We start from the raw sequence: 25,601 nt of genomic DNA on the forward strand, positions 1-25,601 counted from the left end.
GCCGGAGGAGTGCGCGTGATCAGGAGCAGACTCGATACGGAGAGCGAGGACTACCGGCTGCGCCGCGAGGCGATGCTGGCCAAACTGGCCGAGCTCGACGCCGAGCAGTCCAAGGCGGTGGCCGGCGGCGGCCAGAAGTACGTCGAGCGCCATCGCGCCCGCGGCAAGCTGCTGGCCAGGGAGCGGATCGAGCTGCTGATCGACCCCGACTCCCCCTTCCTGGAGCTGTCGCCGCTGGCGGCATGGGGCAGCGAGTTCCCCGTCGGGGCGAGCGTGGTGTCCGGGATCGGGGTGATCGAGGACGTCGAGTGCGTCATCACCGCGAACGATCCCACGGTCCGCGGCGGCGCCTCCAACCCGTGGACGCTGAAGAAGTCGTTGCGCGCGGCGGAGATCGCGCTGCGCAACCGGCTCCCGTACGTCAATCTCGTCGAGAGCGGCGGCGCGGACCTGCCCACGCAGAAGGAGATCTTCATCCCCGGCGGCCAGATCTTCCGCGACCTGACCCGGCTGTCGGCGGCCGGGGTGCCGACGGTCGCGCTGGTCTTCGGCAACTCCACGGCCGGCGGGGCCTACGTGCCCGGGATGAGCGATCACGTGGTGATGGTGCGGGAGCGGGCCAAGGTCTTCCTCGGCGGGCCGCCGCTGGTCAAGATGGCGACCGGCGAGGAGTCCGACGACGAGTCGCTCGGCGGCGCGGAGATGCACGCCAGGATCAGCGGGCTGGCCGACCACCTGGCCGTGGACGAGTTCGACGCTCTGCGGATCGGGCGGCGGATCATCGCCTCGCTCGGCTGGCGCAAGCGGGGCTTCGTGCCCGACGGGCCGGTGCGGGAGCCGGTGTACGCGGCCGACGAGCTGCTCGGGATCGTGCCTGAGGATCTCAAGGTGCCGTTCGACCCGCGCGAGGTGATCGCCAGGGTGGCCGACGGGAGCGAGTTCGACGAGTTCAAGCCGCTGTACGGCGCCTCGCTGGTGACCGGGTGGGCGCGGATCCACGGTTATCCGGTGGGCGTGCTGGCCAACGCGCGCGGCGTGCTGTTCAGCGAGGAGTCGCAGAAGGCCGCGCAGTTCATCCAGCTCGCGAACCAGTCGCGCACGCCGCTGCTCTTCCTGCAGAACACGACCGGCTACATGGTCGGCAAGGACTACGAGCAGGGCGGCATCATCAAGCACGGCGCGATGATGATCAACGCGGTGTCCAACTCGACCGTGCCGCATCTGACGGTCGTGATGGGCGCCTCGTACGGAGCGGGGAACTACGGCATGTGCGGGCGTGCCTACGATCCCCGCTTCCTGTTCAGCTGGCCCAGCGCCAAATCGGCGGTGATGGGGCCGGCGCAGCTGGCCGGGGTGATGTCCATCGTGGGACGGGCTTCGGCGCTGGCGAAGGGCCAGGTCTACGACGAGGAGGCGGACGCCGCGATGCGGGCGATGGTGGAGGAACGGATCGAGGCCGAGTCACTGGCCTTCTTCCTGTCGGGACGCCTGTACGACGACGGGGTGATCGACCCGCGCGACACGCGTACCGTGCTGGGCCTGTGCCTGTCGGCGATCAACAGCGCGCCGGAGCCGGAGCCGGCCGGGTTCGGGGTGTTCCGCCCGTGATCAACCGTGTGCTCGTCGCGAACCGGGGCGAGATCGCCCGCCGGATCTTCCGTACCTGCCGGGAGCTCGGCGTCTCCACGGTCGCGCTCTTCTCCGACCCCGACGCGGACGCACCTCACGTGGCCGAGGCGGACCTGGCGGTACGCCTGCCCGGCGCACACCCCGCGGACACTTATCTGGACGCAGCGGCGATCCTGGCGGCCTGCGCGGCCACCGGAGCGGACGCGGTGCACCCCGGTTACGGCTTTCTGTCGGAGAACGCCGATTTCGCCCGTGCGGTGATCGGGGCAGGGCTGGTGTGGATCGGCCCGCCGCCCGAGGCCATCGCCGCCATGGGGGTCAAGATCGGGGCCAAGCGGCTGATGGCGGAGGCCGGGGTGCCCGTGCTGCCCTCGTACGACCTGTCCGGCCCCGCCTCCGTGCCCGCGGAGTTCCCGCTGCTGGTGAAGGCGTCCGCGGGCGGAGGCGGACGCGGGATGCGCGTCGTGCGCGAGGCGGGCGAGCTGGCGCGGGAGGTGGAGTCGGCGCGGCGGGAGGCGGCGTCCGCCTTCGGCGACGGCACGGTCTTCGCCGAGCCGCTGCTGGAGCGGGCCCGGCACGTCGAGGTCCAGGTGCTGGCCGACCGGCACGGGACCGTGTGGGCGCTGGGCGAGCGCGAGTGCAGCGTGCAGCGGCGGCACCAGAAGGTGATCGAGGAGTGCCCCGCGCCCGGCATCTCCCCTGGCACACGGGAGCTGCTGCACGACGCCGCCGTCCGCGCCGCCCGCGAGATCGGCTACGTGGGCGCGGGGACGGTGGAGTTCCTGGTCGACGGCGAACGGGTGGCGTTCTTGGAGATGAACACCCGGCTCCAGGTCGAGCATCCGGTGACCGAGCTGGTGCACGGGGTCGATCTCGTCCGGCTGCAGCTTGAGGTGGCCGAGGGGGCGGCGCTGCCGGCCGGGCCGCCGGAGCCGTCTGGATGGGCGGTCGAGGCGCGGCTGTACGCCGAGGACGCCGGTTACGTGCCGCAGTCGGGGGTGTTGCGGCGGTTCGAGATCACCGGGGATGTTCGGGTGGATTCCGGGGTGGAGTCCGGGTCCGTGGTGTCGCCCTACTACGACGCGATGCTGGCCAAGGTGGTCGCGCACGGGGCCACGCGGGCGCAGGCGGTGCGGAAGCTGGTGACGGCGCTGCGTGGGGCGCGGCTGCACGGCCTCACCACTAATCGGGATTTACTGGTAAATATTCTGACAAATCGGGAGTTCTTGGCCGGTGACACGCACACCGGCTTCCTCGCCCCCGGCGGTCCCATCCATCCCGGGCCGGCGCCCAGTGACGCTTCCAGCGCCGCTCCCGGCACCGGAAGCGATCCTGGCGCCGGCGCCGGGGGCGATCCTGGCGCCGGCGCCGTGGCCGACTCTGGTGCCAGTGCCAGTGCCAGTGCCAGTGCTGGCGCTGGTGCCGGCGCCGACTCGGGTGCCGGTGCCGAGACCGCCTCCACCGACGTGGCCGGTGAGCTGGCGCTGCTGGCGGCCGCCCTGGCCGTCGCCGCCGGCAACCGCCGCAGAGCCAGGGTGCTCGGCGGGCTCCCCGGCGGCTGGCGCAACGTCCGCTCCCAGCCCCGCCGCACCCGCTTCGCGGAGATCGAGGACGACGTCGTCTACGACCCGCTCCCCGAGGGCGTCACGGTCGTCCGGGCTGATCCGTACAAGGTGGTGCTGGAGCGCGACGGCGTCCGGCGCGCCTTCGACGTGGCGCAGTACCCCGACGGGAAGGTCTGCGTCGACCACGCCGGCGGCCACGCCGAGCTGACCCCGCTCCCCCGCCTGCCCGAGCCCGCCGACCAGGTCGCCCCCGGCTCACTCCTGGCTCCCATGCCGGGTAGCGTGCTGCGGGTCGAGGTCGAGCCGGGCGACCGGGTGGCCAAGGGCCAGGAGGTCCTCGTCCTTGAGGCGATGAAGATGGAGCATCGGATCGCGGCGCCGGCCGACGGCGTGGTGGCCGCCGTACACGTGGAGAAGGGCCGCCAGGTCGACGCGGGAGCGGTGCTGGCGGTCATCGAGGAGGGGGACTCATGACGGACCTGGTGCACAAGGAGCTGACGGGGGGCGTCGCGACGATCACGCTGGACTCGCCGCCCAACCGCAACGCGCTGTCCTCGCGCCTGCTCGCCCAGCTGTCCGACCGGCTGAGCTGGGCACTGGCCGAGCCGGAGGTCAGGGTGATCGTGCTGACCGCCACCGGCAAGGTGTTCTGCTCGGGGGCCGACCTCAAGGAGCAGCGCGCGGCGGACGGGCGGCCTGACGCGCCGGTGACGGCGTCGTTCCCCGAGGTCCTCGAACTGATCTGGGACAGCCCCAAGCCGGTCGTCTGCCGGCTCAACGGCACCGCGCGGGCGGGGGGCCTCGGGCTGGTGGCCGCCTGCGACTTCGCCGTGGCGCCGCTGACGGCGTCGTTCGCGTTCACCGAGGTACGGCTCGGGGTCGCGCCGGCCATGATCGCCGTGCCCGTGCTCAGGAGGCTGAACGCCCGGGCGGCGGCCGAGTACTTCCTGACCGGCGAGGTGTTCGACGCGGCGCGGGCGGTGGAGATCGGGCTGCTGTCGCGCGCCGTCCCCGAGGACGAGCTGGACGCGGCCGTCGCCCACTACACCGGGATGCTGATCAAGGGCGGCCCCGAGGCGCTGGCGATCACCAAGCGGCTGGTCAGGGAGGTGCCCGCGCTGTCGTTCCGCGACGGGCTGAGCCGGATGACCGAGTTGTCGGCCGAGCGCTTCACCTCGGAGGAGGGCCAGGAGGGCATCGCCGCGTTCATGGACAAGAGGGCCCCCAAGTGGGTCCCGCCGCGGGCGTGACCATGCTGCGCATCGCGAACTGCAGCGGCTTCTACGGCGACCGCCTCTCCGCGGCCAGGGAGATGGTCGAGGGCGGGCCGATCGACGTGCTGACCGGCGACTGGCTGGCCGAGCTGACGATGCTCATCCTGGCTGGCAACCGGCTCAAGGGCCGTCCGGGCTACGCGCCGACGTTCCTGCGCCAGCTGGAAGACGTCCTCGGCACCTGTCTCGACCGGGGCATCAAGATCGTGACGAACGCGGGCGGGCTCGACCCGGCGGGCTGCGCGCGGGCCGTGCACGAGCTGGCCGGACGCCTCGGCCTGTCCCTCTCCGTGGCGCACGTGACAGGCGACGACCTCACCGGCCGGCCGCTCGACCTGGTCAACGCCGACACCGGCGAGCGCCTTGAGGCCACCCCGCTGACCGCCAACGCCTACCTCGGCGGCCGGCCGATCGCCGCCGCGCTGTCCGCGGGGGCGGACGTGGTGGTGACGGGCCGGGTGACGGACGCGGCGCTGGTGACGGGTCCCGGCATCTGGCGGTACGGGTGGGGTCCCGGCGACCTCGACCCGCTGGCCGGGTCCGTGGTGGCGGGGCACGTCATCGAGTGCGGCTGCCAGGCCACGGGCGGCAACTACGCGTTCTTCCAGGACGTGCCCGACCTCGCGCACTGCGGGTTCCCGCTGGCCGAGCTGCGGCCCGACGGCTCCAGCGTGATCACCAAGCATCCCGGCACGGGCGGGCTGGTCTCGGTCGGCACGGTCACGGCACAGCTGGTGTACGAGCTGGGCGGCCCCCGCTACCTCGGCCCTGATGTGACGGCCAGGTTCGACACGATCACGCTCTCGGACGACGGGCCCGACCGGGTGCTGATCTCCGGCGTCCGCGGCGAGCCGCCGCCCGGCACGCTCAAGGTGGCCGTCAACTACCTCGGCGGTTACCGCAACACGATGACGCTCGTGCTGACGGGCCTGGATCTGCCGGACAAGGCGCGGGTGGCGGAGGAGGCCCTGTGGGCGCGGATTCCGCGGGAGTCGTTCGACGAGGTGGACGTGACGCTGACGGACTCGGGGCTGCTGCGGATCACGGTGATGTCCGCCGACGAGCGCACGGCGGGCCGGGCTTTCTCCTCGGCCGTGGTGGAGACGGGGCTGGCCAGCTATCCGGGCTTCTACGGGCTGACGCCGCCGGGGAACGCGTCGGCGTACGGGGTGTACTGGCCGGTCCTGGTGCCGGCGTCGGAGGTGCGGGCGCGGGTGTTCGTGGACGGGGAGGAACTGCCCTACCCGCCGCCGGACGCGCCGGAGCCTTCGGCCCCGCCGATCGCCTCCGCCACGCCCGCTGTGCCCGCAGCCCCGGCCACGCCCGCCGACACGGCCGCACCCGCCACACCTGTCGGCCCGGCCACGCTGGTCGCGCCGGTCGATCACTCGGCGACCGTGCGGATCCCGCTGGGCCGGATCGCCGGTGCCCGGTCAGGGGACAAGGGCGGCAACGCCAACCTGGGCGTCTGGGCCGACACACCGGAGCGTTACGCCTGGCTGGCGGGTCACCTGACGGTCGATCGGCTCAAGGAACTGCTCCCCGATCTGGCGCCGTACCGGATCGACCGCCATCCGCTGCCCAACGTCAACGCGCTCAACTTCGTCGTCCACGGGCTGCTCGGCCGCGGCGTCGCGGCCAGCCCGCGGATGGACCCGCAGGCGAAGGCCCTGGGCGAGGAGCTGCGCGCCTGCCCCACGGACGTTCCCCTCACACTCGTGTGAGGAGAGCGCCGGCCGGAATCCGGGTTGACCGTGCGTGCGACGCTCTCTAGGGTCGAGGCGCAGAACATCGTTCTGGTGAGAAGGGCGGTCCATGACCTCCACCCACATCGACGTCGCCACCGTGGACTTCGACGCGCTCGGCGCGTGGATGGACGCCCAGGGGCTCCCCGGCGGCCCGATCACGGGCGCCGCGCCGGTCCTGGGCGGCACGCAGAACGTCATGATCCGCTTCGAGCGCGGCGGCCGCCCGTACATTCTGCGCCGGCCGCCCGTGCACGCCCGCCGCAAGAGCAACGAGGTTCTGCGCCGTGAGTCGCGGGTGCTGGCGGCACTGCGCGGCACGCAGGTGCCAGCGCCCCGGCTGGTGGCCGCGCAGACCGAGCGGGAGCCGGTGTTCTACCTGATGGAGCCGGTGGACGGGTTCAACCCCTCGACCGGGCTGCCCGAGCCGCACGCGTCGGACCCCGCGATCAGGCACCGCATGGGGCTGGAGGCCGCGGCGGCGCTGGCCGAGCTGGGGCGGGTGGATCCGGAGGTGCTGCCGGGGTTCGGCCGGCCCGAGGGCTTTCTCGAACGGCAGGTCCCGCGCTGGCTCAAGGAGCTCGACTCGTACGGCGAGCTCGACGGCTATCCGGGGCCCGACATCCCCGGCCTGCGCGAGACGGCCGACTGGCTCACCCGGCACCTGCCCCGCACGTTCACGCCGGGCGTCATGCACGGCGACTACCACTTCGCGAACCTCATGTTCGCCTGCGACGGCCCCCGCGTGGCCGCGATCGTGGACTGGGAGATGTGCACGATCGGCGACCCGCTGCTCGACCTGGGCTGGCTGGTGGCCACCTGGCCCAGCAACAACGGCCACGTGCCCGGCCTGCCGGGGCCGCGGGAGATCATCGCTTACTACTCGGCGCTGTCGGAGCGGGACCTGTCGGCCGTCGGCTGGTACGCGGTGATGGCCTGCTTCAAGCTCGGCATCGTGCTGGAGGGCACCCACGCGCGGGCGTTCGCCGGCAAGGCGCCGAAGGACATCGGCGACCTGTTGCACGCGACGACGCTGGGGTTGTTCGAGCGGGCCGGGCAGTTCATGGCCGGCGCCCTCGACTGAACCGGACTTCAACCAGCAAAGCGCCCATTTCTTCCCTTTACCCGACGTTGCCAACTCGGACTTATGTCGTGATTTCCGGAAAAACGATCACACCTCATCTTTGGGGACGTACAATTGCGCGCAATTGCACCTTTCATCGGGGAAGGATCGTCATGCGCATGCGGTTCCTCGGCTCCACTTCGGAGGCGGGCGCCTGTCCCACCCTGTACGAGACCGACCGCGGCACCATCGTCGTCCAAGGTCTGCAAGTCACCGACGCGGAGGCGCTCGCCGATCTCCGCGACGTCCTCGACGGCGAGGCCGCGGTGGAGGTCCCCCGCGAGCTCCTCACCGAGATCGCCCGCCGCGTCCTGCCCGAGTACGCGGCAAACGCTTTCCCGACCAGCGAAAGAACACCCACGGCAACCGGTTGATCACAATTGCGGCAGGCCCTGGCATGATCGACGCAAGCGGGACTAGCCTCTTGCGGCGTGACGTCCTTTCAGCAGGCGCGCATCGACCTCGGCAGTCAGCTACGTCAGCTGCGCGAGGCCGCCCATCTGTCGGGCAAGGAGCTGGCGGAGCGGCTGCGCTGGCAGCCCTCCAAGGTCAGCAGGCTGGAAAACGCCAGGCAGACGGCGACCGAGGATGACGTGGTCGTGTGGGCGCAGGCGGTCGGCGCCTCGCCCGACACGACGGACGGCCTGCTCAGGCAGTCGATCGCGCTGCTGGAGCGGCACGACGACTGGAAGCAGCGCCACCGCAGCGGCCTGGCCGCGCTCCAGGAGGACGTCCGCGACCTCGAATCGCGCACCAAGCTCTTCCGCGTCTTCGAGCCCGGCATCATCGTGGGCCTGCTGCAGACCTCCGAATACGCCCGCCACGTCTTCCAGAAGGTCAAGCGCCTCTACAGCGCGGCCGACCAGATCGACGCGGCCGTGCGGGTGCGCATGCAGCGCCAGGAGATCCTGTACGACCGCACGCGCACGTTCAGGTTCGTGGTGAGCGAGGCCGCGCTGCGCACCGCGCTCGCGCCACCCGAGGTCATGCGCGGCCAGCTCGACCGCCTGCTCGCGGTCAGCACACTGCCGAACGTGGAGTTCGGCGTGATCCCCTTCGGCACCGAGCTGCCGGCCAACCCGGTCAACGGGTTCTGGATCTACAACGAGGCCATGGTCGCCGTCGCCACCATGACGAAGGACCTGATCCTGCGCGACCCCGACGACATCGCCTTCTACGTCCGGGCCTTCGACGATTACGCGAAGGTGGCGGAGTTCGAGGAATCGGGGCGGGAGGTCATCATGGCGATTCTTCACGAATATCGGAAACAAAGTCCACATTAACCGCAGCAATTGCTTGCCTCCCACCACAAGATCGTGCAATTCTGTCGCGAGACGTTGCGGAGGTGACGCATGATGCTCGATACCGCGCTCTGCCTCGAGCGGTTCGCCTGGCACGCCGGTCGGCACGCCGACCTGGCCGTCCAGAGCCTCGCGTTGGCCAGCGACCCGGCGTACGTGTCGGTCCGCAACCGTTTCTCGGCCACCCTCGCCGAGACCGTGACCTGCTCCGACGAGGGAGCGTTCATCACCTCGTGGGGTTATCGCCTGGGCACGGCGGCGGACGTCGAGTCCGCCGCCGCCCGCCTCGCCTTCCTCCTGGCCGCTCTCCCCGCCTGAGACCGTCGCTCTGGCGCCGGGTCAGCAGCCGGCTTTGTAGAGCACCTTCTGCACCTCGGGCTGGTCCACGTTCTGCGCCGTCACGATCGTGGCGTCGGTCGGGATCGACGGCGTGACCTGCTGTCCCTTGACCGCCGCGACCGCCTGCTCGACCCCCTTCGCCCCGATCTCACCGGGCAGCTGAGCGATCAGCGCCTGGACGACACCGTCCTTGAGCTGCTTGACCTGGGCCGGCCCCGCGTCGAAGCCCACCATCTTGACCTCACCCAGCTTGCCCGCCTGCTGCAGGGCCGACCCGGCGCCGGTGGCCGAGTTGAGGTTGGCCGCGAAGATGCCCGCCAGGTCGGTGTCCTTGGCCAGGGCCGCGTTCACGATCCTGGACGCCTCGCCGACGTCGTTGTGCGAGTACTGCACCCCGAGGTAGCCGACCCCCGCGTGGTTCGCCTTGATCTCGTCCTCGAACCCCTTGATCCGCGCGTCCACGGTGCTCACCCCGGGATCGGTCGAGATCACCAGCACCTTGCCCTTGCCGCCGATCTGCTCCGACAGCGCCTTCGCCGCCGCCGCGCCGCCCTTGACGTTGTCCGTGCTGATCCGCGAGAGCCCGATGCTCTGGTCCTCGACCACCGTGTCCACCAGGATGATCTTGATGTCCTGCTGTTTGGCCTGGGTCAGCGGCGCGATCATCGCCTTGACGTCGGTCGGCGCGATCAGCAGGGCGTCGGGCTTGCCCGCGACGACCGAGTTCACGATCGGAGTCTGCAGCGTGGGATCGAACTTCTGCGGCCCCTGCACGTCCAGCGCCACCCCGAGCTCCTGGGCCTTGGCCCGCGCGCCGCACGCCATGGTCTCGTAGAACTCCTCCCCCGCCAGGCCCTGCACGAGCGTCACCCTGACCTGGTCGGTTCCACCACCGCCCCCGCCGCCGCCACACGCGGTGATCAACATCAGCGTCCCGAGTACGGCCATCGCCTTGCGCATGGTGGTGCCTCCTGTCGCCTTGCTACTGATCGCGGGCCCTGCGCCTCCACTGGTCCACGTACACGGCGGCGACGAGCACGGCGCCCACCACCACCTGCTGCCAGAACGGCCGCACGCCGAGGATCTGGAACCCGTTCTGGAGCACGACGGGGATGAAAACCCCGATGACCGTCCCCGCTACCGTGCCGACGCCGCCGAACAGCGACGTGCCGCCGATCACCACGGCGGCGATGGACTGGAGGTTGTCGGTGGAGTGCGCGGACACGCCGGTGATGCCGTACTTGGCCAGCGACAGGTAGCCCGCCAGCCCGGCCAGCAGCCCCGCCAGCCCGTACACCTTGATCAGATGCCCGCGCACGGCCACGCCGCCGCGCCGGGCCGCCTCGGCGTTCGAGCCGATCGCGTACGTGTGCCGCCCGAAGCGCGTGAAGGCGAGCGCCAGCCCCGCGACGGCGGTGATGGCGGCGCACACCCACACGATCAACGGCACCCCGAGCCAGCGCGCGAGGCCCAGCCCCAGGTTCAGCTCGGTCGGCGCGCGCAGGTCCACCCCGCCCGTCAGCAGCAGCGCCCCGCCCAGCGACATGCCCAGCGTCCCCAGGGTGACGATCAGCGCGGGGATGCGTCCAAGCGCCACGAGGACGCCGTTCAGCACGCCCCACCCCAGCCCGGTGACCACCCCGGCCACCGCTCCGAGCGTCAGCGACCCCGTCCCCTCAATGACCTTGGCCGCCACCACGGCGGAGAAGACCAGCACGCCGCCCACCGACAGGTCGATCCCCGCCGTGACGATCACGAACGTCATCCCGGTGGCCAGCAGCAGCAGGATGGCCGCGTCGCTGACCAGGTTGAGCAGGTTGAACGACGTGGGGAAGGAGCCGGGGGCCAGCACGGAGAAGGCCACGAGCAGCCCGGCCAGCACCAGCCCGATCCACACGATCTGCAGCCGGCCCAGCTCACGCACCGCCTTCATGCCCGCCCCTCCCGCCGCTCGTCCGCCGCCTCCGCGGCCCCGCCCTGTGCGGACGTCTCGTCCCGCCCGTTCTGCTCGTCCTGTTCCATGGCGCCGGTCATGGCGCCGACGAGTTCCTCCATCGACGCCCGGCCGGTCTCGAAGGCGGCCACCCGCCGCCCCAGCCGCAACACCTCGACCCGGTCGGACACCGCCATCACGTCCTGCATGTTGTGGCTGATCAGCACGACGGACACGCCCGCGTCCCGGACGCTCCTGATCAGGTCGAGCACCCGCCGCGTCTGCAGCACGCCCAGCGCCGCGGTGGGCTCGTCCATGAACACCACCCGCCGCGCCCACGTCGCGGCCCTGGCCACGGCCACCCCCTGCCGCTGCCCACCGGACAGCGCCGACACCGGCGCGCTCATCGAGGCCAGCCGCACCCCGAGCCGTTCGCACGCCTCCAGGGTCTCCCGCCGCATCCGGGCGTTGTCCAGCACGCCGAGCAGCCCGAGCAGCCCCGGCCGGAGCCGTTCCCTGCCGAGGAAGAAGTTGGCGGCGGGGCTGAGGTCGGCGCACAGCGCGAGGTCCTGGTAGACGGTCTCGATCCCGGCCGCCCTGGCCTCCTCCACGGTCCCGAAGGCGACGCTCTCGCCATCGAGCGCGATCGTCCCGCCGTCGGGCCGCTCGGCCCCGGACAGGATCTTCGCCAGCGTGGACTTGCCGGCCCCGTTGTCGCCGATGAGCGCGACGACCTCGCCCCGATGCAGGCTGAAGTCCGCTCCCCGCAACGCCTCGACCTGCCCGTAGCTCTTCACGATCCCGCGGGCGTCGATCAGCGGTACGGCCATATGACCATCAAGAAACGCATTGACATCGTTGTCAACCCCCATCCGCGCCCGAAAGGGCACGCCCGGGGCTCAGAGCGGGGTGCCCGGCTCCGCGCGGCGATCCGGGCTTCCCGGCAGGTCCACGGTCGCGATCGCCCCGCCACCGGGCGCGTTGGCCAGGCGTACCTCGCCCCCGGCCTCGCCGACGGCCTGGGCCACGATCGCCAGCCCCAGCCCCGACCCCGGCAGCCCGCGGGCCGACGGGGAGCGCCAGAACCGCTCGAAGACGTGCGGAAGCTCCTCCTCCGGCAGCCCTGGCCCGTGGTCGCGGACGGTCAGGCGCCCGTCGCTCAGCCTCACCTCGACCTGGCCGCCGGGGCTGAACTTGGCGGCGTTGTCGATGAGGTTGAGCACGGCGCGTTCGAGCGAGGAGGCGCTGCCCACGACGTACCAGGGCTGGAGGTCGGTGGCGACCTCGGCCCCGCGCAGCCTGGCGCGTTCCACGGCGGCGGTGACGACCTCGTGCAGCCCCAGCTCGACGTGCGGCTCGTGGTCGCTGTCGCCCCTGGCGAGCTGGAGCAGGTCGGCCACGAGCGTGGACAGCTCGGCGAACTGCGCCTTGACGTTGATCAGCAGGCGCTCCTTGGCGCCTGGATCGAGGCTGCGGCCGGTCTGCTCGCTGCGCAGCAGCAGGTCGATGTTGGTGCGCAGGGTCGTGAGCGGGGTGCGCAGCTCGTGGCCGGCGTCGGCGACCAGCTGTTTCTGGCGATCCCTCGATCCGGCCAGGGCGGCGGTCATGGCGTTGAACGAGGAGGACAGGCGGGCGATCTCGTCGGTGCCCGTGACGGGGATGCGGGTGCCGAGGTCCTCGGTCTGCGCGATGTGCTCGACCGCCCGGGTCAGGTCGCCGACCGGGCGCAGCGCGGCACGGGAGATCGCGAGCCCGGCCCAGGCCGCGCCGAGCACGCCCAGCGCGGTGATGCCGCCGAGCGTGAGGGCGGCGATGCGTTTCGTCCGCTCGATGTGCCCGTACGGTCTGGCCTCCATGACGGCGACGCCGGGTTTGAAGTGCACCGTCACCACCCGGACCCGCTTGCCGTCGCGCGTCTCGCCGTAGCGGTAGACGGGCTCGCACGGCTCGAAGGCCTCTTTGTCCTGCTCGTAGTCGGCCAGGATGGGCGAGGGGCCGACCGAGCAGGTGGTGCCGTCCTTGAAGAGCAGCGTGGCCAACCCGTCGGCGAACGGGCCCGGCGTGCCGTCGGACGAGCAGTGCTCCATGAGCCACTTCTTGTCGCCCTGGTCCACCGACGCTTTGATGGTCATGTCGAGGTTGCCGCGCAGCCGGTCCGCCAGGATGACGTACGACAGCGCCGCGCACATCGCGATGGCCACCGCCACGGCCACCGTGACCAGGAGCGTCAGGCGGGTGCGCAGGCTGCCGCGGGTGGCCAGGCCGGCCACCCGCGCGCGCAGGCGGCCGGTTCTCACGCCGTGGCCCGCAGCACGTACCCCACCCCGCGCACGGTGTGGATCACCCGCGGCTCGCCGCCGGCCTCGGTCTTGCGCCGCAGGTACATCACGTAGACGTCGAGGGAGTTGGAAGTCGGCTCGAAGTCGAAGCCCCACACCTCGCTGAGGATCTGGTCGCGGGTCAGCACCTGGCGCGGATGGGCCAGGAACAGCTCCATCAGCAGGTATTCGGTCCTGGTCAGGTCGAGCCTGCGCTCGCCGCGGGTGACCTCCCTGGTCGACGGGTCCATCCGCAGGTCGCCGTAGGAGAGCGAGTCACCCTCGGGGGTGCCCGCGCTGAGCGCGCCCCGCCGCAGCAGGGCGCGCACCCGGGCCAGCAGCTCGTCCAGCTCGAACGGCTTGACGAGGTAGTCGTCGGCGCCCGCGTCGAGCCCCGACACCCGGTCGCCGACCGCGTCGCGAGCGGTGAGCATGAGCACGGGGATGTGGTTGCCGGACGCGCGCAGCCTGCGGCACGCGGTCAGCCCGTCGAGCCGGGGCATCATGACGTCGAGCAGCACCGCGTCGAAGGAGTCCGTGGCGACGGCGTCGAGCGCCTCCTGCCCGTCGACGGCGGTGACGACCTTGTAGCCCTCGAACTCCAGGCTCGACTGCAGGGCCTCGCGCAAGGCGGGCTCGTCGTCCACTACCAGCAACCGTGCGGGCTCGTTCATATAAGAAAAACTAAGGGGTCATCATGAGAACGCGATGAAGGATCTCACACCGGCTTCATGAGGAGTCGATGAGGGATTCGCCGACAGGTCACCACGTGACGGGCATCGCCGTGAGACCGAAGATGGCTCCATCGTACTTGGCGGGCAGCTCCTCGTCGGCCATCGTGACCCGCAGCCCCGGCACGCGCTCGAACAACGTGCGCAGGGCGATCTCCAGCTCGGCCCGCGCCAGGTTCTGGCCCAGGCACTGGTGCACGCCGTAGCCGAAGGCCACGTGGTGGTTGGCGCCGCGCCCGGGGTCGAACGCGTCGGGCCGCTCGAACGCCCGCTCGTCCCTGTTGGCGCTGGCGCCGAGCACGTAGATGCCCTCGCCCTTCTTCACCTGCTGCCCGCCGATCACCTGGTCCTCGGTGCTGACCCGGTCGAACGCCACCCAGTCCACGATCGACAGGTAACGCAGCAGTTCGTCAACCGCCGCGGGCCAGCCCGACGGGTCGGCGCGCAGCACGGCGAGCTGTTCCGGATGGCGCAGCAGGGTGAGCGCGGACAGCGGGATCATGTTCGCGGTGGTCTCGTGACCGGCGACGAGCAGCAGGAAGGCCACGCCCACGAGCTCGTCATGGGTGAGCGCGCCGCCGGCGATCAGCCGCCCGAACAGGTCGTCTCCCGGCTGCTCGGCCATGGAGGTGATCAGCGTGTCGAGGTAGTCGCGGATGTCCATCGCCGCGGCCATGCGGGCCTGCGGATCGTCGATGGAGGAGACCATCTTTCTGGTCCGCGACTGGAAGAGCTCGCGGTCGGCGTACGGGACCCCGAGCAACTGGCAGATGACGAGGGACGGCAGCGCCAGCCCGTACGCCTCCACCAGGTCGGCCTCGGGGCCCTTGGCGAGCAGGTCGTCGATGAGCTCGTCCGCGATCCGCTGGATGCCGGGCCGCAGCTCCCTCATCCGCCTGACGGTGAACTCGGGGATGAGCAGGCGCCGGAACCTGCTGTGCTCGGGCGGGTCGAGGTCGATGAAGTGGCCGGCGGTGAACTTCTCCCGCGCCGCCCGCTCCTCCGGCGTCGTCTGCTCGTCCTCGGGCGGGGCGCTGGGATGGCCGGGGGTGGCCGGGTTGGTGCTGATGCCGGGGCCGGCCAGGACCTGCTTGGCCTCGGCATGCCGGGTGACGAGCCACACGTCGGCGCCGAAGAGCGTGCCCTTGACGAGGGGAGCCTGCTCGCGCATCCGCTCGTACTCGGGCGGGGGCGCGAACGGGCACGTGCGCTGGACAGGGAAGGGCTGAGCCATAGTCTGCTCCCTACAAGCCGGACCGCATTGCTTACTTACGCGAAAGTAAGCAATGTTGGGCCGGTCGTCAAGTGAGGGAGTGGCATGGCCGGGCGGCGGACGGACACACGAGAGCGAATCCAGCAGGTCGCGCTGGAGCTGTTCGCCGAGCACGGATACGAGAAGACCACGCTGCAGGAGGTGGCCGAGCGGCTGGACATCACCAGACCGGCGCTCTACTACCACTTCCGGACGAAGGAGGCGATCCTCGCCAGCGTGGTGGACCGGCTCGGGGAGTCCATCGAGGAACTGGTGACCTGGGCCAAGCAGCAGCCGGCGACGGCCGAGGCCCGGCTGGAGATCCTGCGGCGCATCGCCGGGCTGCTGGAGGACCAGTGGCGTCCGCTGTTCAGGTTCGCGCAGGTGAACCAGGGGATCATGCGGCAGAGCGCGGCCGGCGAGCGGCTGCAGGCCGGGGTGCTGAGCATGCTGTCACTGCTGGCCACGCCGGACGCCGGCCCGGTCAAGCAGTTCGAGGCCAGGCTGGCGGTCTTCGCGGTGATCATCGGGAACGTGCCGTCGCTCTTCGACCTGGGGCTGGAGGAGTCCGAACGCACGGCGGTGGCGCTGGAGGTGGCCACCAAGCTCATCACGGACGACTGAGAGCCTGCCGGCAGAGGGGTTGATCGCCGACCCGACGGCGACATCGCTGACCCGACGGCGAAGACGCGGGACAGCCGTGACGACGTGCGGGGCACGGCGTCAGACCCACGACGACGTGCGGAGAAGGGGTCAGACCACGTCGAACTCGTTTCCCTCCGGATCCGTCATCGCCACCGCGTAGTGATCGACCCCGGGCTGCGACAGCACCCGCACGACGGACGCCCCCGCCTGGACCAGCCGTTCGACCTCGGCGTCCACCCGCGCCTTCCTGATCTCCAGGGGCACGTCCTCCCGCCTGCCGCCCACCTGCACGTCCAGGTGAAACCGGTTCTTGACCACCTTGGCCTCGGGCACCTGCTGAAACCAGATCCTCGGCCCGTGCCCCTCGGGATCGACGATGCTGTCGCTGCAGTCGCCCTCGCCCAGCTCGTCTTCCGGCACGCCGAGACTGCGCCAGTAGTCCCGCCAGGTCGCGAACGCGCCGGGCGGGGGCTCCACCGCGTAACGCAGCGCGCCGGCCCAGAACCGGGCCATCCGCTCCGGCTCCGTACAGTCGATGACCAGCTGATAAGAGATCACGGCGACCATCCTGCCGGACCCGTCCGACAATTACCGCTCACGGTCGGGACGGGTCCTGGGCCGCAGGCGCTCCGGCTCGATCGAGGCGGAGGCCCGGGCCGGTTCATAAGCCCTTGCCAGCAGCCGGCAGGCACCAAGACCGGCGAAAGGGCGTTCTTCAGCGTCTCAGCAGGGCCATCGCGGCGTTGTGGCCGCCGATCCCGCTCACCGCGCCGCCCCTGCGGGCGCCGGCGCCGCACATGAGGATCCGCTCGTGCTCGGTCTCCACGCCCCAGCCGCCCTCCTCCGCGTACGGCCAGCTCAGGTCGGTGTGGAAGATGTGGCCGCCGGGCAGGCCCGCGTCGCGTTCGAGGTCGACGGGCGACTTGGCCTCGACGCAGAGGGAGCCGTCGGGGGCGCGGAGCAGGCAGTCCTCGATGGGCTCGGCCAGGACCGTGTTGATGGAGGCGAAGGTGGCGTCCAGAGCCATCTTCCGCGCCTTTTCCGGATTTTTCCGGAAAAGGCGGGCGGGCATGTGCAGGCCGAACAACGTCATCGTCTCCGCGCGGCCCCGCAGCTCAGGACCGAGGATCGACGGGTCCGTCAGCGAATGGCAGTAGACCTCGGCCGGCGGCAGCTCAGGGATCTCGCCGCGCGCCGCCTGCGCGTACGCGGTGTCGAGCTGGCCACGTCCCTCGTTGATGTGGAACGTACCGCTGAAGGCCGCCCGCGGGTCCACCGAGGCGTCCTTGAGCCTGGGCAGCCGCGTGAGCACCATGTTGACCTTGAGCTGCGCGCCCTCCGGCACCGTCACGGGGCGGCCCAGCACCCTATCGAGCACGGCCGGCGGCAGGTTGACCAGCACGTGGCCGCCGTTCACCGTGTGCTCGCCGTCCTCGGCGACGTACGTGACCTCGCCCGTCGGCGCGATGCCGACGATCTCGGCGCCGGTCCTGATCTCGGCGCCCGCCCGCCTGGCCGCCGCCTCCAGCGCGCCGGAGACCGCGCCCATGCCGCCGACGGGGACGTTCCACTCGCCGGTGCCGTCGCCGATCACGTGGTAGAGGAAGCACCGGTTGGCCAGCAGATCGGTGTCGGGGTCGGCGAACGTGCCGATCAGCGCGTCGGTGAGCACGACCCCGCGCACGGTGTCGTCACCGAACCGCTCGTCCACCGTCCGGCCGATCGGCTGGGCGAACAGGTCACGCCACGCCTCGGCGCCGACCAGGCGCTCGATCTCGGCCTGGGGGCGCAGGGGTTCGAGCAGGGTGGGGGCCAGGGCCCGCGCCACCTCGCCGACCATGCCGTAGAAACGCCGCCACGCCTCGTGGTCGGCCTCGCCGCCGGTGACGTCCCTGAACGAGGCCGCCGTACGCAGGTCGTCCTCGTTGTCCACGAGCAGGCCGCGCTCGCCTCGCGGCGTGTAGGAGGCGTACCGGCGGCGGCGCAGCTCCAGGTCGAGCCCCAGGTCGCGGACGATGCCCGAGGGCAGGAGGCTGACCAGGTAGGAGTAACGCGACAGGAGCACGTCGACCCCGGAGAAGGCGCGCGTGGAGATCGCCAGCCCGCCCACGTGGCCGTAGCGCTCCAGCACCAGCACCCTGCGCCCGGCCTTGGCGAGATAGGCGGCCGCGACCAGCCCATTGTGCCCGCCGCCTGCGATGACCACGTCGAACCTACTCACCACCGCACCATACGACCCAAACCACACCATTCGTCAACGCCACGACCGACGTCACCGGCCCCCACCCCTGTCCGACGTCAAGAGCCGACGTCGGACAGGGGTGATGAGGCAGGGGTGATGAGGCAGGGGTGATGAGGCAGGGGTGATGAGGCAGGGGTGATGAGGCAGGGGTGATGAGGCAGGGGTGATGAGGCCGGAATCAGAGGGCCCGAGCCACGGAATCGGGGTCACGGGGTGGGGGCCAGTCGGGGCCGGCGTCACGGAGTCGGCGTCGAGGTAAGTCGGCCGGTGCCACGGGCGCCTGGTGTCACCGGCGGCCCGGCATCACGGGTGGGCGGCATCACCGGCCTGCGGCGTCAGGGGCGGGCCTGGTCGGGGCGGGGGCGGGCGGCGTCAGAGGCGACCGATGTCAGGGGCGGCCGGCTATTGACAGGAGGGTAGCGGCTGGGCCGGTCAGTGCTCGGCCGCGTCGCCATACCGCGCGCAGGCTTCTGACCAGGTTGATGCCCGCCAGCGGCACCTCCACCAGCCGCCCGGTGTCCACATCGGCCTCCACCGCGTATCGGCTCAGCACCGCCGGCGCCGCCCCCGCCTGGGCCGCGCCCTTGACCGCCGAGTTCGATCCCAGTTCCAGCCGCGGGCTGGCGCGGTGCAGGCCGCCGAAGGCGACGTCCAGCGTCTCCCGGGTGCCCGAGCCTGGCTCACGTACCACGAGGGGCGTGGCGGCCAGCTCAGGACCTCTCAGCGCCGTACGGCGGCGCGCCCACGGATGCCCCGGCGCCACCACGACCACCAGCCGGTCGGTCCCCACGACCCTCTCACCCAGCCCGTCCGGCACGCTGGGCCCCTCCACGAACCCCAGTTCCACCTCCCCGGCCAGCACCCGCGCCGCCACGTCGGCGGAGTTGACCACGTCGAGACCCACCTGCACGTCGGGCTCCCGGTTCTGCAGCTCGCCGAGCCAGCGCGGCACCAGGTACTCGGCCACCGTCATGCTGGCGGCCACCCGCAGATGGGCGGCCTCGCCGTGGCGCACGGCCTGGACGGCCCGCATGAGCTCCTGCGCGGCGGCGAGCACCTGCGCGGCCCACCCGGCCACCATCTTGCCCTCGGCGGTGAGCGCGGAGCCGCGCGGCGTACGCTCGATCAGCGGCAGGCCGAGGCGGCGTTCGAGCTGCGCGACGCGCTTGCTGGCGGACGGCTGCGCGATCCCCGCCGCCCTGGCGGCGCGCCCGAGGCTGCCCAGCTCGCCGACGTCGACGAGGAGCTTCAGCGAGTCGAGATCGGGCAGCACACTCATAGCCACAGGCTATGACCTCCCAGGCAAGGCGTGGCTACCGGCCGCTTCCGCCGCTCAGAAGACTGAGATCATGCCCGCCACCGCGCAGGAGCCCACCGCTCAGGAACCCATCGCGCAGGAGCCCACCGCCCGACCCACCCAGCAATCCGCCCGGAGAACCAGGTGGGCGACCGCCTGGGCACCCGTCCGCACAGCGATCCGCATCACGACCTGGGCATCCGTCCGGGAAAACGCCCGGCTCCTGTGGCCCGGTCTTCTCGTGGCGGTCGTCGCGACGGCGCTGTCGATGATCGTCAACCGGTACGTCCCCGCGCTCAGCCCCGCCGTCATCGCCGTCCTCGCGGGCGCCCTCATGGCCAACCTGACGGGCATCGGCACGCGGTTCCGGCCCGGGCTCGCGTTCGTCTCCAGGCGGGTGCTGCGCGTCGCGATCGCCCTGCTCGGCCTGCAGATCGCCCTTCCCGACGTGCTCGGGCTCGGCTGGCGGACGCTGGCGATCGTGACGGTCGCGACGGGGCTCACGTTCGTCACGACCCAGCTCATTGGGCGCGCGCTCGGCGTGAGCCCCGGCACGTCGCTGCTCATCGCGACGGGGGTGTCCATCTGTGGCGCCGCCGCGATCGCCGCCATGCGGGAGAGCGCCGGCCTGGCCGACGACGACGAGGCCGCGGCGAGCGCGCTCGGGGTCGTGGTCCTGTACGGGACCGCGGCCATCCCCCTCGTACCCCTCCTGGGCTCGCTCCTGGGCCTGTCGGCGGCGCAGCTCGGCGTGTGGACGGGCGCCGCCGTGCACGAGGTGGCGCAGGTGGCCGCGATCGGCGCCGCCTCAGGAGTGCTGGCCGGCGCAGTGACGGTCAAACTGGGGCGCGTGGTGCTGCTGGCCCCGATCGTGGCCCTGACGTCCTACCTGCGGCGCGGGACACACGACCGGCGGCTCGGGGCGCACGACCAGCGGCTCGGCGGGGCGAACGAGCGGAAGGCCGGGGCGAGGCCGCCGATCGTGCCGCTGTTCGTGGCCGCGTTCCTCGCGATGGTGCTGCTCCGCGGCACCGGGCTGGTGCCCGAGGCGATCACGGCGGCCGTTCCCGCGCTGACGAACGTGCTCATGGCCGCCGCCCTGTTCGGTCTCGGCACCGGCATCGACCTGCGGAAACTGGCCAGGGGAGGCCGGGCGGCGCTGCTCGGCGGGTTCGCCACGGCGATCATCGCGGCCACGTCCCTGGCGGGGGTCGCGGTTCTCGTGTGATCCTCAGGTGGACGGCCGGGCCGGGTGCCCGTACGCTGCTCGGTTCGGAACAAATCCCGTGAAAACGGCCGTTCCTCCTATGTCAGGGCCAAGGACCACACAAGGAGCACGAAACTCACCATGCGCAGCACCACCGACTCCCTTCTGCGGCCGTCCGACGAGGTCGCCGAGGCCCTGGCAAGCGGCGCGCCGGTCGTGGCCCTGGAGTCCACGATCATCTCCCACGGGCTGCCGCAGCCGCGCAACCTGGAGGTGGCGCGGGAACTGGAGGGTGTCGTACGCGCGGCGGGCGCCGTGCCGGCCACGATCGCCGTGCTCGACGGCGTGCCCCGCATCGGCCTGAACGAGGTCGAGCTTGAGCGCATCGCGACCGAGTCGGGGCTGCGCAAGCTGGGCCAGCGCGACCTGCCCGTGGCGGCGGCGCTGAAGGCCAGCGGCGCCACCACCGTGTCGGCCACGTCCTTCCTGGCCGCCCGCGCCGGCATCCGCGTCTTCGCCACCGGCGGGCTCGGCGGCGTGCACCGCGGCTGGGTCGAGGACCAGGACGAGTCCGCTGATCTCGGTACACTCGCCGCCACCCGCATCACCGTCGTCTGCGCCGGGGTCAAGTCGATCCTCGACGTGCCGGCCACGCTGCAGCGGCTGGAGACGCGGGGCGTGAGCGTGGTGGGCTTCCGTACCGACTACTTCCCCGGCTTCTACCTGCACTCCTCCGGCCAGCCGATCGAGTGGCGGATCGAGTCGCCCGGCGACGCGGCGGCCATCATGCGCGGCCAGGACGCGCTCGGCGGCGCGGACAGCGCCCTCATCGTGGCCAACCCGGTCCCCGAGGATCAGCAGCTCGACCCCGAGCTGCACGACCGCGTGCTCGGCGAGGCGCTGGCCGCCGCCGAGCGTGAGGGCGTCAAGGGACAGGCGATCACCCCGTTCCTGCTCGGCTACCTGGTGGACGGCACCGGCGGCGCGTCGTTGGAGGCCAACCTGGCCGCCGTACGCGGAAACACCGCCCTGGCCGCCCAGATCGCCCTGTCCTGGGCCCGATCGTGACGGACGGCGCCCTGCTCGTCATCGGCGACGTGGTCACCGACGTCGTGGCCAGGCACGGCGCACCCGTCACGGCGGGCACCGACACGGCGGCCGACATCGTGCTGCGTCCCGGCGGCTCGGGCGCGAACACCGCCGCCTGGGCCGCCTCTTTGGGCGCCGAGGTCCACCTGCTGGCCAGGCTCGGCTACGACAGCAGCGAGTGGCACGCCACCGAGCTCATCAAGACGGGCGTCACCCCGCACTTCGCCGTGGACCCGGCGCACCCCACGGCGGTGGTGATCGCGATGGTGGACAAGAGCGGCGAACGCTCGATGCTCACCAACCGCGGCGCCGCCGGCCTGATCTCCGAGGCCGACTGGGATCCGTCCCTGCTCGACGGCGTCGCCATGCTGCACCTGTCCGGATACGTGCTGTTCGCCGAGGCCGGGCTGCGCCTGGCCAGGCGGGCGATGGCGGACGCGGCGGCGGCGGGCGTGGCGATCAGCGTCGATCCGGCCTCCACGGGCCCGCTGCGCGACTTCGGCGTCGAACGTTTCATCCGCGAGACGGCACCGGCCGGGCTGGTCATCCCCAATCTCGACGAGGCCCTTTTGCTCAGTGGGGCGGCGACGGCCACGCGGGCGGCCGTACTCTTGAGTGAGACATACGGCACAGCGGTCGTGAAGCTCGGCGCCGGCGGAGCACTGGCGGCCGTCGACGGAGAGGTGGTGGCGACCGCGGAAGGTGTGTCCGCCGAGGTCGTGGACTCGACGGGGGCGGGTGACGCCTTCGCCGCCGGGTTCCTCGCCGCCACTCTGCTCGGCTCCGCCGAACAGGCCGCGCTGGAGGCCGGCTGCCGTGCCGGTGCCGCATGTGTGGCCCAGGTGGGGGGCCGTCCACGGTACGGTTTGGATCTGAACCGTCTTTACCCTATTCACACTGATTGATAGCTTGCCGCGTAGGCTTGCACCATTAGCCACATGCGTTACGGGCAGCACACGCGGCTCACTGGGGAGGATAAGGTCCGCCGATGGAAGTCGAGTCATCGATCTGCCTGAGCGACCTCATCCCTGCGCTGCGTTGGAGCCGCCCTCAGCAGGTGGCCGAGGCGTTGGGCGATCCGCGCCTGCCGGCGGGGTGGTGGTCCTCCCTGCCGCTGTCGAAGGCGCTCGGCACCGCCGGGCTCGACTGGATCTGCGAGCGCCTGGCCAAGCTGGCCGCCGCCCGCTGGGATCACCTGCCGCTGGCCGACCTGCTGCCCGCGCTGACCGTTCACCACATCGACCCCGCGCTGCCCGGGTGGTCCGAGGCCACCCGCACCGCCGTCACCGGTCTCGGCGGCTGGCAGCGGCTGCGCCGCCTGTCGCCCAGTGACCTGGGCACCCCGTCGGCCACGCCCGAGGTCGTGATCGGCTCGGTCCTGCGCGAGATCCTGGGCCGCATCCCCGCCCATCGCGAGATTCCGGTCGCCGCGGGCCATCCCGAGGTCACCCGGCCGCTGCAGCGTGACCAGATGCCCGTCACCTCTCGTGGCACGGGCACCTCTCGTGGCACGGGCACCTTTCCCGCGGTCGGGCCCGACGGCACGCCGCAGCCGCGCAGCGCCTTCACCCCGTCCGAGGCCAACCCGAGCGGCCCTCAGCCGACCGGCCCGTTCGCCGGGCAGGGGCAGGGGCAGGGCGACCTCCGCCGGCCCGCGCCCGGCCAGAGCGGCGCCTTCCCCGTGCCGTCGGCGGCAGACAGCGGCCCCCGCTCCACCGGGTCCTTCCCCGCGGTGCCGTCTTCTGAGGGCAACTCCCGCCAGCAGGGCGTCTTCCCAGCGCCGACCTCCACCGACAGCCCGACCGGGTCCTTCTCCGCCGCCGAGGGCACCTCGCCTCAGACGGGCTCGTTCCCCGCCGCACCCGGCCAGGGCGACGACCGGCGCCAGTCCGGCGCCTTCCCCGCGCCGCCGTCCTCGGAGGGCAACCAGCGTCAGACGGGCTCCTTCCCGGCCGTGCCCTCCTCGGAGAGCAGTCCGCGCCAGAGCCTCTTCCCCGCGCCGCCCTCTTCCGCGGGCAACCAGCGCCACACCGGTTCCTTCCCTGCCGTGCCCGGCCGGGACAAGGACCGGCGCCACACCGGCTCGTTCCCCGCCGTGCCGTCTTCAGAGGGCAAACCGCCTCAGACGGGCTCTTTCCCCGCCGTACCCTCCTCGGAAGGCAACGCCCGCCAGAGCGGCGCCTTCCCGGGGCCGTCGTCCTCCGACAACCCTTCGCGCTCGACCGGCTCGTTCTCCGCGCAGCCTCAGACGGGCTCGTTCTCGGCGCAGCCGCAGAGCGGCGCGAGCCCGCGTCAGGGGTTCGCGGGCGAGGGCGGCCTGCCGCAGCGCCCCGCGCCCGGCCAGTCCGAACGCCTTCCGCAGCGCCCCGCGGGCCCGCAGGCCGGCCGCCCTGACACCGGCGGCCCCGCGGCCCCGTCCGCCGCCGGCCCGGCCGGCAACGGCCCGCACCCGGGCAGCGGCGGCCCGCACACCGGCTCGATCCCGCCCGTTCCCGGCACCGGAGTCCCCGCCGCTGGGACTTCTGGAGCCCCCGGAACACCTGGCGCGGCGGCCCCTGGGAACGCGGGCGCGGGAACGGCCGGAGCCGCCAACCCCGCCGCCGGCCTCTCCGGGGCGGGAAACCCCGTCGCCGGGCTTCCCCCGGCCGGCACCCCCGGAGCCGGAATCCCCGGAGCGAGCGCCCGCGCGGCCGCGGGAACCCCTGCGGCCCCCGCGGGCACTCCCGCCGCCGCCCCTTCCGCTCCGCCGGCCTCCACCCCCTCCTACTCGGCTCCCAGCCCGGTCCCCTCCGACACCGACCACGCGATGGTCCGCGTCGTGGACAACCTGTTCCGCAGTCTGGACAAGCTGGAGCTGGCGGTGGCCGTGCACCGGCTGTTCGCCGAGGACCCGGTCAGTCTCCGTACGCTCGCCCACAAGATGCTCGTCGAGCGGGACGCGCTCTCGCAGGCCCAGCGCACCGCCGAGGAGCGCGTCCTGCACTGGCTGCGTTCCTCCGAGTCCGCCCCGGTCACCGGCCACATGTTCCGCCTGACCGAGTGGCTGGGCGCGGCGGCCACCGAGGATCAGCTCATCGGCGCCGACCCGGCGCACCCGGTGACGGTCCCGTCGCTGCGCACGCCGCTCTGGCGCGTCCTGGTGACGCTCATGCCGGACCGCCGCTTCCAGGACGGCTGGCTCGTGGTGGGCGACCTGCACGGGCTGCAGAGCCGTACGAGGCAGCTCCTGGCGGCCAGCCCGCCCGACACCGACCTCGTGGAGCTCATGGGCGAACTGGGCATCCGCGCCCATTCCGCCAAGGCATGGCTCGACGCGCTGCCACCGGAGACCGGCCCCGACCCGGTGGCCGCCGCCTCGTCCCCGGCCCAGCCGCTGCCCCGGCGTACCCCTGGAGCCAACGGCCACCACCACCGGGGTGGCCAGCCCATCCCGTCGGCGACGACCGCCGGAGCCATCGACCCCTCCGCCGCGCTGGCCACCCTGTCGGCGCTCTCGGGCGGCCGCTCCCCCATGCTCCCCGGCCTGGCGGGCGCCCCCGCCACCCCGCCGCCGCCACTGCCGGGACCGTCCTCCGACCCGCGCCGCTGGCAGCGCATCGAGGTCACCCCCGAACACCTCAGGGGCGGCCCGGTGCCGGTGCCGGAGGGGTACGCGGCCCAGCTGGGCATGCGTCCCGGCACCCTGCTGTCGGTGACGGGCCCCGGCGACAACGCCATCGTCCTGGTCTGGCAGGGCCACCAGCCGGTCTTCGACTCCCTGCAGCCGGTCCTCATGCGCCTGAACGCCCGCCCGGGCGACCAGGTCTACGTCACCGTGGACGGCTATCGCCTCGAAGCCCAGCTGACCGGCTGACCCCACCGGCTCGCCACGTCTCAACGGCGGGCCCCGGCCTCCACCGCGGACGTCGCAA

22 protein-coding genes are annotated in these 25,601 nt (G+C 72.2%); 13 read left to right on the top strand and 9 right to left on the bottom strand.

Translation table 11 applies throughout. The annotated features are described in order from the left end of the window. Positions 1 to 9: 9 nt before the first annotated feature. From AB0C28_RS10275 to AB0C28_RS10310, 8 genes are all read left to right on the top strand, one after another. A complete protein-coding gene (locus AB0C28_RS10275) occupies positions 10 to 1,608 on the top strand; it encodes a carboxyl transferase domain-containing protein (protein ID WP_358074405.1) in 1,599 nt (532 codons plus the stop codon). Continuing rightward, complete coding sequence (locus AB0C28_RS10280) at positions 1,605 to 3,668, top strand: biotin carboxylase N-terminal domain-containing protein (protein ID WP_358073647.1); 2,064 nt, start codon at positions 1,605 to 1,607, stop codon at positions 3,666 to 3,668. The genes AB0C28_RS10275 and AB0C28_RS10280 overlap by 4 nt, the downstream gene beginning before the upstream one ends. Next, positions 3,665 to 4,444, top strand: a complete 780-nt coding sequence (locus AB0C28_RS10285; RefSeq protein ID WP_358073648.1) for an enoyl-CoA hydratase-related protein — start codon at positions 3,665 to 3,667, stop codon at positions 4,442 to 4,444. Before AB0C28_RS10280 ends, AB0C28_RS10285 begins: the two co-directional genes overlap by 4 nt. A 2-nt stretch (positions 4,445 to 4,446) precedes the next feature. Beyond that, the gene (locus AB0C28_RS10290; RefSeq protein WP_358074408.1) at positions 4,447 to 6,192 is read left to right on the top strand and encodes an acyclic terpene utilization AtuA family protein; all 1,746 of its coding nucleotides are present in this window, start codon (positions 4,447 to 4,449) and stop codon (positions 6,190 to 6,192) included. 91 nt (positions 6,193 to 6,283) lie between these two features. Further along, on the top strand, positions 6,284 to 7,297 hold the full coding sequence (locus AB0C28_RS10295; protein ID WP_357844964.1) for a phosphotransferase family protein: 1,014 nt from the start codon (positions 6,284 to 6,286) through the stop codon (positions 7,295 to 7,297). 152 nt (positions 7,298 to 7,449) lie between these two features. Further along, positions 7,450 to 7,710 (top strand): hypothetical protein, encoded by a 261-nt coding sequence (locus tag AB0C28_RS10300; protein ID WP_357844961.1) that lies wholly within the window; start codon positions 7,450 to 7,452, stop codon positions 7,708 to 7,710. Between the two features lie 57 nt (positions 7,711 to 7,767). Then, complete coding sequence (locus AB0C28_RS10305) at positions 7,768 to 8,619, top strand: helix-turn-helix transcriptional regulator (RefSeq protein WP_357844958.1); 852 nt, start codon at positions 7,768 to 7,770, stop codon at positions 8,617 to 8,619. 69 nt (positions 8,620 to 8,688) lie between these two features. After that, positions 8,689 to 8,955, top strand: coding sequence for a hypothetical protein (locus tag AB0C28_RS10310; RefSeq protein ID WP_357844955.1), 267 nt, complete (start codon positions 8,689 to 8,691; stop codon positions 8,953 to 8,955). A gap of 21 nt (positions 8,956 to 8,976) precedes the next feature. Here AB0C28_RS10310 and AB0C28_RS10315 read toward each other — a convergent pair whose 3' ends face one another. The 6 genes from AB0C28_RS10315 to AB0C28_RS10340 all read right to left on the bottom strand — a co-directional run bounded on the left by AB0C28_RS10315 (position 8,977) and on the right by AB0C28_RS10340 (position 15,192). Next, on the bottom strand, positions 8,977 to 9,936 hold the full coding sequence (locus AB0C28_RS10315) for an ABC transporter substrate-binding protein (protein ID WP_358073649.1): 960 nt from the start codon (positions 9,934 to 9,936) through the stop codon (positions 8,977 to 8,979). Positions 9,937 to 9,958: 22 nt separating this feature from the next. After that, positions 9,959 to 10,909 (bottom strand): ABC transporter permease, encoded by a 951-nt coding sequence (locus AB0C28_RS10320; RefSeq protein WP_357844949.1) that lies wholly within the window; start codon positions 10,907 to 10,909, stop codon positions 9,959 to 9,961. After that, positions 10,906 to 11,739 (bottom strand): ATP-binding cassette domain-containing protein, encoded by an 834-nt coding sequence (locus tag AB0C28_RS10325; protein WP_357844946.1) that lies wholly within the window; start codon positions 11,737 to 11,739, stop codon positions 10,906 to 10,908. Before AB0C28_RS10325 ends, AB0C28_RS10320 begins: the two co-directional genes overlap by 4 nt. Positions 11,740 to 11,808: 69 nt before the next feature. Then, positions 11,809 to 13,206 (bottom strand): HAMP domain-containing sensor histidine kinase, encoded by a 1,398-nt coding sequence (locus AB0C28_RS10330; protein WP_358073650.1) that lies wholly within the window; start codon positions 13,204 to 13,206, stop codon positions 11,809 to 11,811. Beyond that, positions 13,203 to 13,901: a response regulator transcription factor gene (locus AB0C28_RS10335; protein WP_346113975.1), complete on the bottom strand. Its 699-nt coding sequence runs from the start codon at positions 13,899 to 13,901 to the stop codon at positions 13,203 to 13,205. The genes AB0C28_RS10330 and AB0C28_RS10335 overlap by 4 nt, the downstream gene beginning before the upstream one ends. Before the next feature lie 88 nt (positions 13,902 to 13,989). Then, a complete protein-coding gene (locus tag AB0C28_RS10340) occupies positions 13,990 to 15,192 on the bottom strand; it encodes a cytochrome P450 (RefSeq protein ID WP_357844939.1) in 1,203 nt (400 codons plus the stop codon). Between the two features lie 84 nt (positions 15,193 to 15,276). Here AB0C28_RS10340 and AB0C28_RS10345 point away from each other — a divergent pair, with 84 nt between their 5' ends. Beyond that, positions 15,277 to 15,834, top strand: coding sequence for a helix-turn-helix domain-containing protein (locus tag AB0C28_RS10345; protein ID WP_357844936.1), 558 nt, complete (start codon positions 15,277 to 15,279; stop codon positions 15,832 to 15,834). Between the two features lie 129 nt (positions 15,835 to 15,963). On the opposite strand, the gene AB0C28_RS10350 is transcribed toward AB0C28_RS10345, so the two are convergent. The 3 genes from AB0C28_RS10350 to AB0C28_RS10360 form a co-directional block, all read right to left on the bottom strand. After that, the gene (locus AB0C28_RS10350; RefSeq protein WP_358073651.1) at positions 15,964 to 16,422 is read right to left on the bottom strand and encodes a VOC family protein; all 459 of its coding nucleotides are present in this window, start codon (positions 16,420 to 16,422) and stop codon (positions 15,964 to 15,966) included. A gap of 148 nt (positions 16,423 to 16,570) precedes the next feature. Further along, the gene (locus AB0C28_RS10355) at positions 16,571 to 18,076 is read right to left on the bottom strand and encodes an NAD(P)/FAD-dependent oxidoreductase (protein ID WP_358073652.1); all 1,506 of its coding nucleotides are present in this window, start codon (positions 18,074 to 18,076) and stop codon (positions 16,571 to 16,573) included. Between the two features lie 409 nt (positions 18,077 to 18,485). Further along, positions 18,486 to 19,376 carry a LysR substrate-binding domain-containing protein gene (locus AB0C28_RS10360; protein WP_358073653.1) on the bottom strand — a complete coding sequence of 297 codons (891 nt, stop codon included), beginning with the start codon at positions 19,374 to 19,376 and terminating at the stop codon, positions 18,486 to 18,488. A 259-nt stretch (positions 19,377 to 19,635) separates the two neighbouring features. On the opposite strand from AB0C28_RS10360, the gene AB0C28_RS10365 reads away from it, so the two are divergent. The 4 genes from AB0C28_RS10365 to AB0C28_RS10380 all read left to right on the top strand — a co-directional run bounded on the left by AB0C28_RS10365 (position 19,636) and on the right by AB0C28_RS10380 (position 25,543). After that, complete coding sequence (locus tag AB0C28_RS10365) at positions 19,636 to 20,622, top strand: putative sulfate exporter family transporter (protein WP_358073654.1); 987 nt, start codon at positions 19,636 to 19,638, stop codon at positions 20,620 to 20,622. A gap of 120 nt (positions 20,623 to 20,742) precedes the next feature. Further along, complete coding sequence (locus tag AB0C28_RS10370; RefSeq protein WP_358073655.1) at positions 20,743 to 21,669, top strand: pseudouridine-5'-phosphate glycosidase; 927 nt, start codon at positions 20,743 to 20,745, stop codon at positions 21,667 to 21,669. After that, positions 21,666 to 22,595: a PfkB family carbohydrate kinase gene (locus AB0C28_RS10375; RefSeq protein WP_357844919.1), complete on the top strand. Its 930-nt coding sequence runs from the start codon at positions 21,666 to 21,668 to the stop codon at positions 22,593 to 22,595. The genes AB0C28_RS10370 and AB0C28_RS10375 overlap by 4 nt, the downstream gene beginning before the upstream one ends. An 83-nt stretch (positions 22,596 to 22,678) precedes the next feature. Then, positions 22,679 to 25,543, top strand: a complete 2,865-nt coding sequence (locus AB0C28_RS10380; protein ID WP_358073656.1) for a hypothetical protein — start codon at positions 22,679 to 22,681, stop codon at positions 25,541 to 25,543. Positions 25,544 to 25,601 lie beyond the last annotated feature (58 nt).

Source organism: Nonomuraea sp. NPDC048892, assembly GCF_040649735.1.
GTDB lineage: Bacteria > Actinomycetota > Actinomycetes > Streptosporangiales > Streptosporangiaceae > Nonomuraea > Nonomuraea maheshkhaliensis.

Coding starts and splice junctions, on each gene's coding strand:
- AB0C28_RS10295 (WP_357844964.1), top strand. CDS start 6,284: ATGACCTCCACCCACATCGACGTCGCCACCGTGGACTTCGACGCGCTC.
- AB0C28_RS10340 (WP_357844939.1), bottom strand. CDS start 15,192: ATGGCTCAGCCCTTCCCTGTCCAGCGCACGTGCCCGTTCGCGCCCCCG.
- AB0C28_RS10285 (WP_358073648.1), top strand. CDS start 3,665: ATGACGGACCTGGTGCACAAGGAGCTGACGGGGGGCGTCGCGACGATC.
- AB0C28_RS10345 (WP_357844936.1), top strand. CDS start 15,277: ATGGCCGGGCGGCGGACGGACACACGAGAGCGAATCCAGCAGGTCGCG.
- AB0C28_RS10320 (WP_357844949.1), bottom strand. CDS start 10,909: ATGAAGGCGGTGCGTGAGCTGGGCCGGCTGCAGATCGTGTGGATCGGG.
- AB0C28_RS10370 (WP_358073655.1), top strand. CDS start 20,743: ATGCGCAGCACCACCGACTCCCTTCTGCGGCCGTCCGACGAGGTCGCC.
- AB0C28_RS10350 (WP_358073651.1), bottom strand. CDS start 16,422: ATGGTCGCCGTGATCTCTTATCAGCTGGTCATCGACTGTACGGAGCCG.
- AB0C28_RS10310 (WP_357844955.1), top strand. CDS start 8,689: ATGATGCTCGATACCGCGCTCTGCCTCGAGCGGTTCGCCTGGCACGCC.
- AB0C28_RS10380 (WP_358073656.1), top strand. CDS start 22,679: ATGGAAGTCGAGTCATCGATCTGCCTGAGCGACCTCATCCCTGCGCTG.
- AB0C28_RS10315 (WP_358073649.1), bottom strand. CDS start 9,936: ATGCGCAAGGCGATGGCCGTACTCGGGACGCTGATGTTGATCACCGCG.
- AB0C28_RS10325 (WP_357844946.1), bottom strand. CDS start 11,739: ATGGCCGTACCGCTGATCGACGCCCGCGGGATCGTGAAGAGCTACGGG.
- AB0C28_RS10335 (WP_346113975.1), bottom strand. CDS start 13,901: ATGAACGAGCCCGCACGGTTGCTGGTAGTGGACGACGAGCCCGCCTTG.
- AB0C28_RS10360 (WP_358073653.1), bottom strand. CDS start 19,376: ATGAGTGTGCTGCCCGATCTCGACTCGCTGAAGCTCCTCGTCGACGTC.
- AB0C28_RS10290 (WP_358074408.1), top strand. CDS start 4,447: ATGCTGCGCATCGCGAACTGCAGCGGCTTCTACGGCGACCGCCTCTCC.
- AB0C28_RS10300 (WP_357844961.1), top strand. CDS start 7,450: ATGCGCATGCGGTTCCTCGGCTCCACTTCGGAGGCGGGCGCCTGTCCC.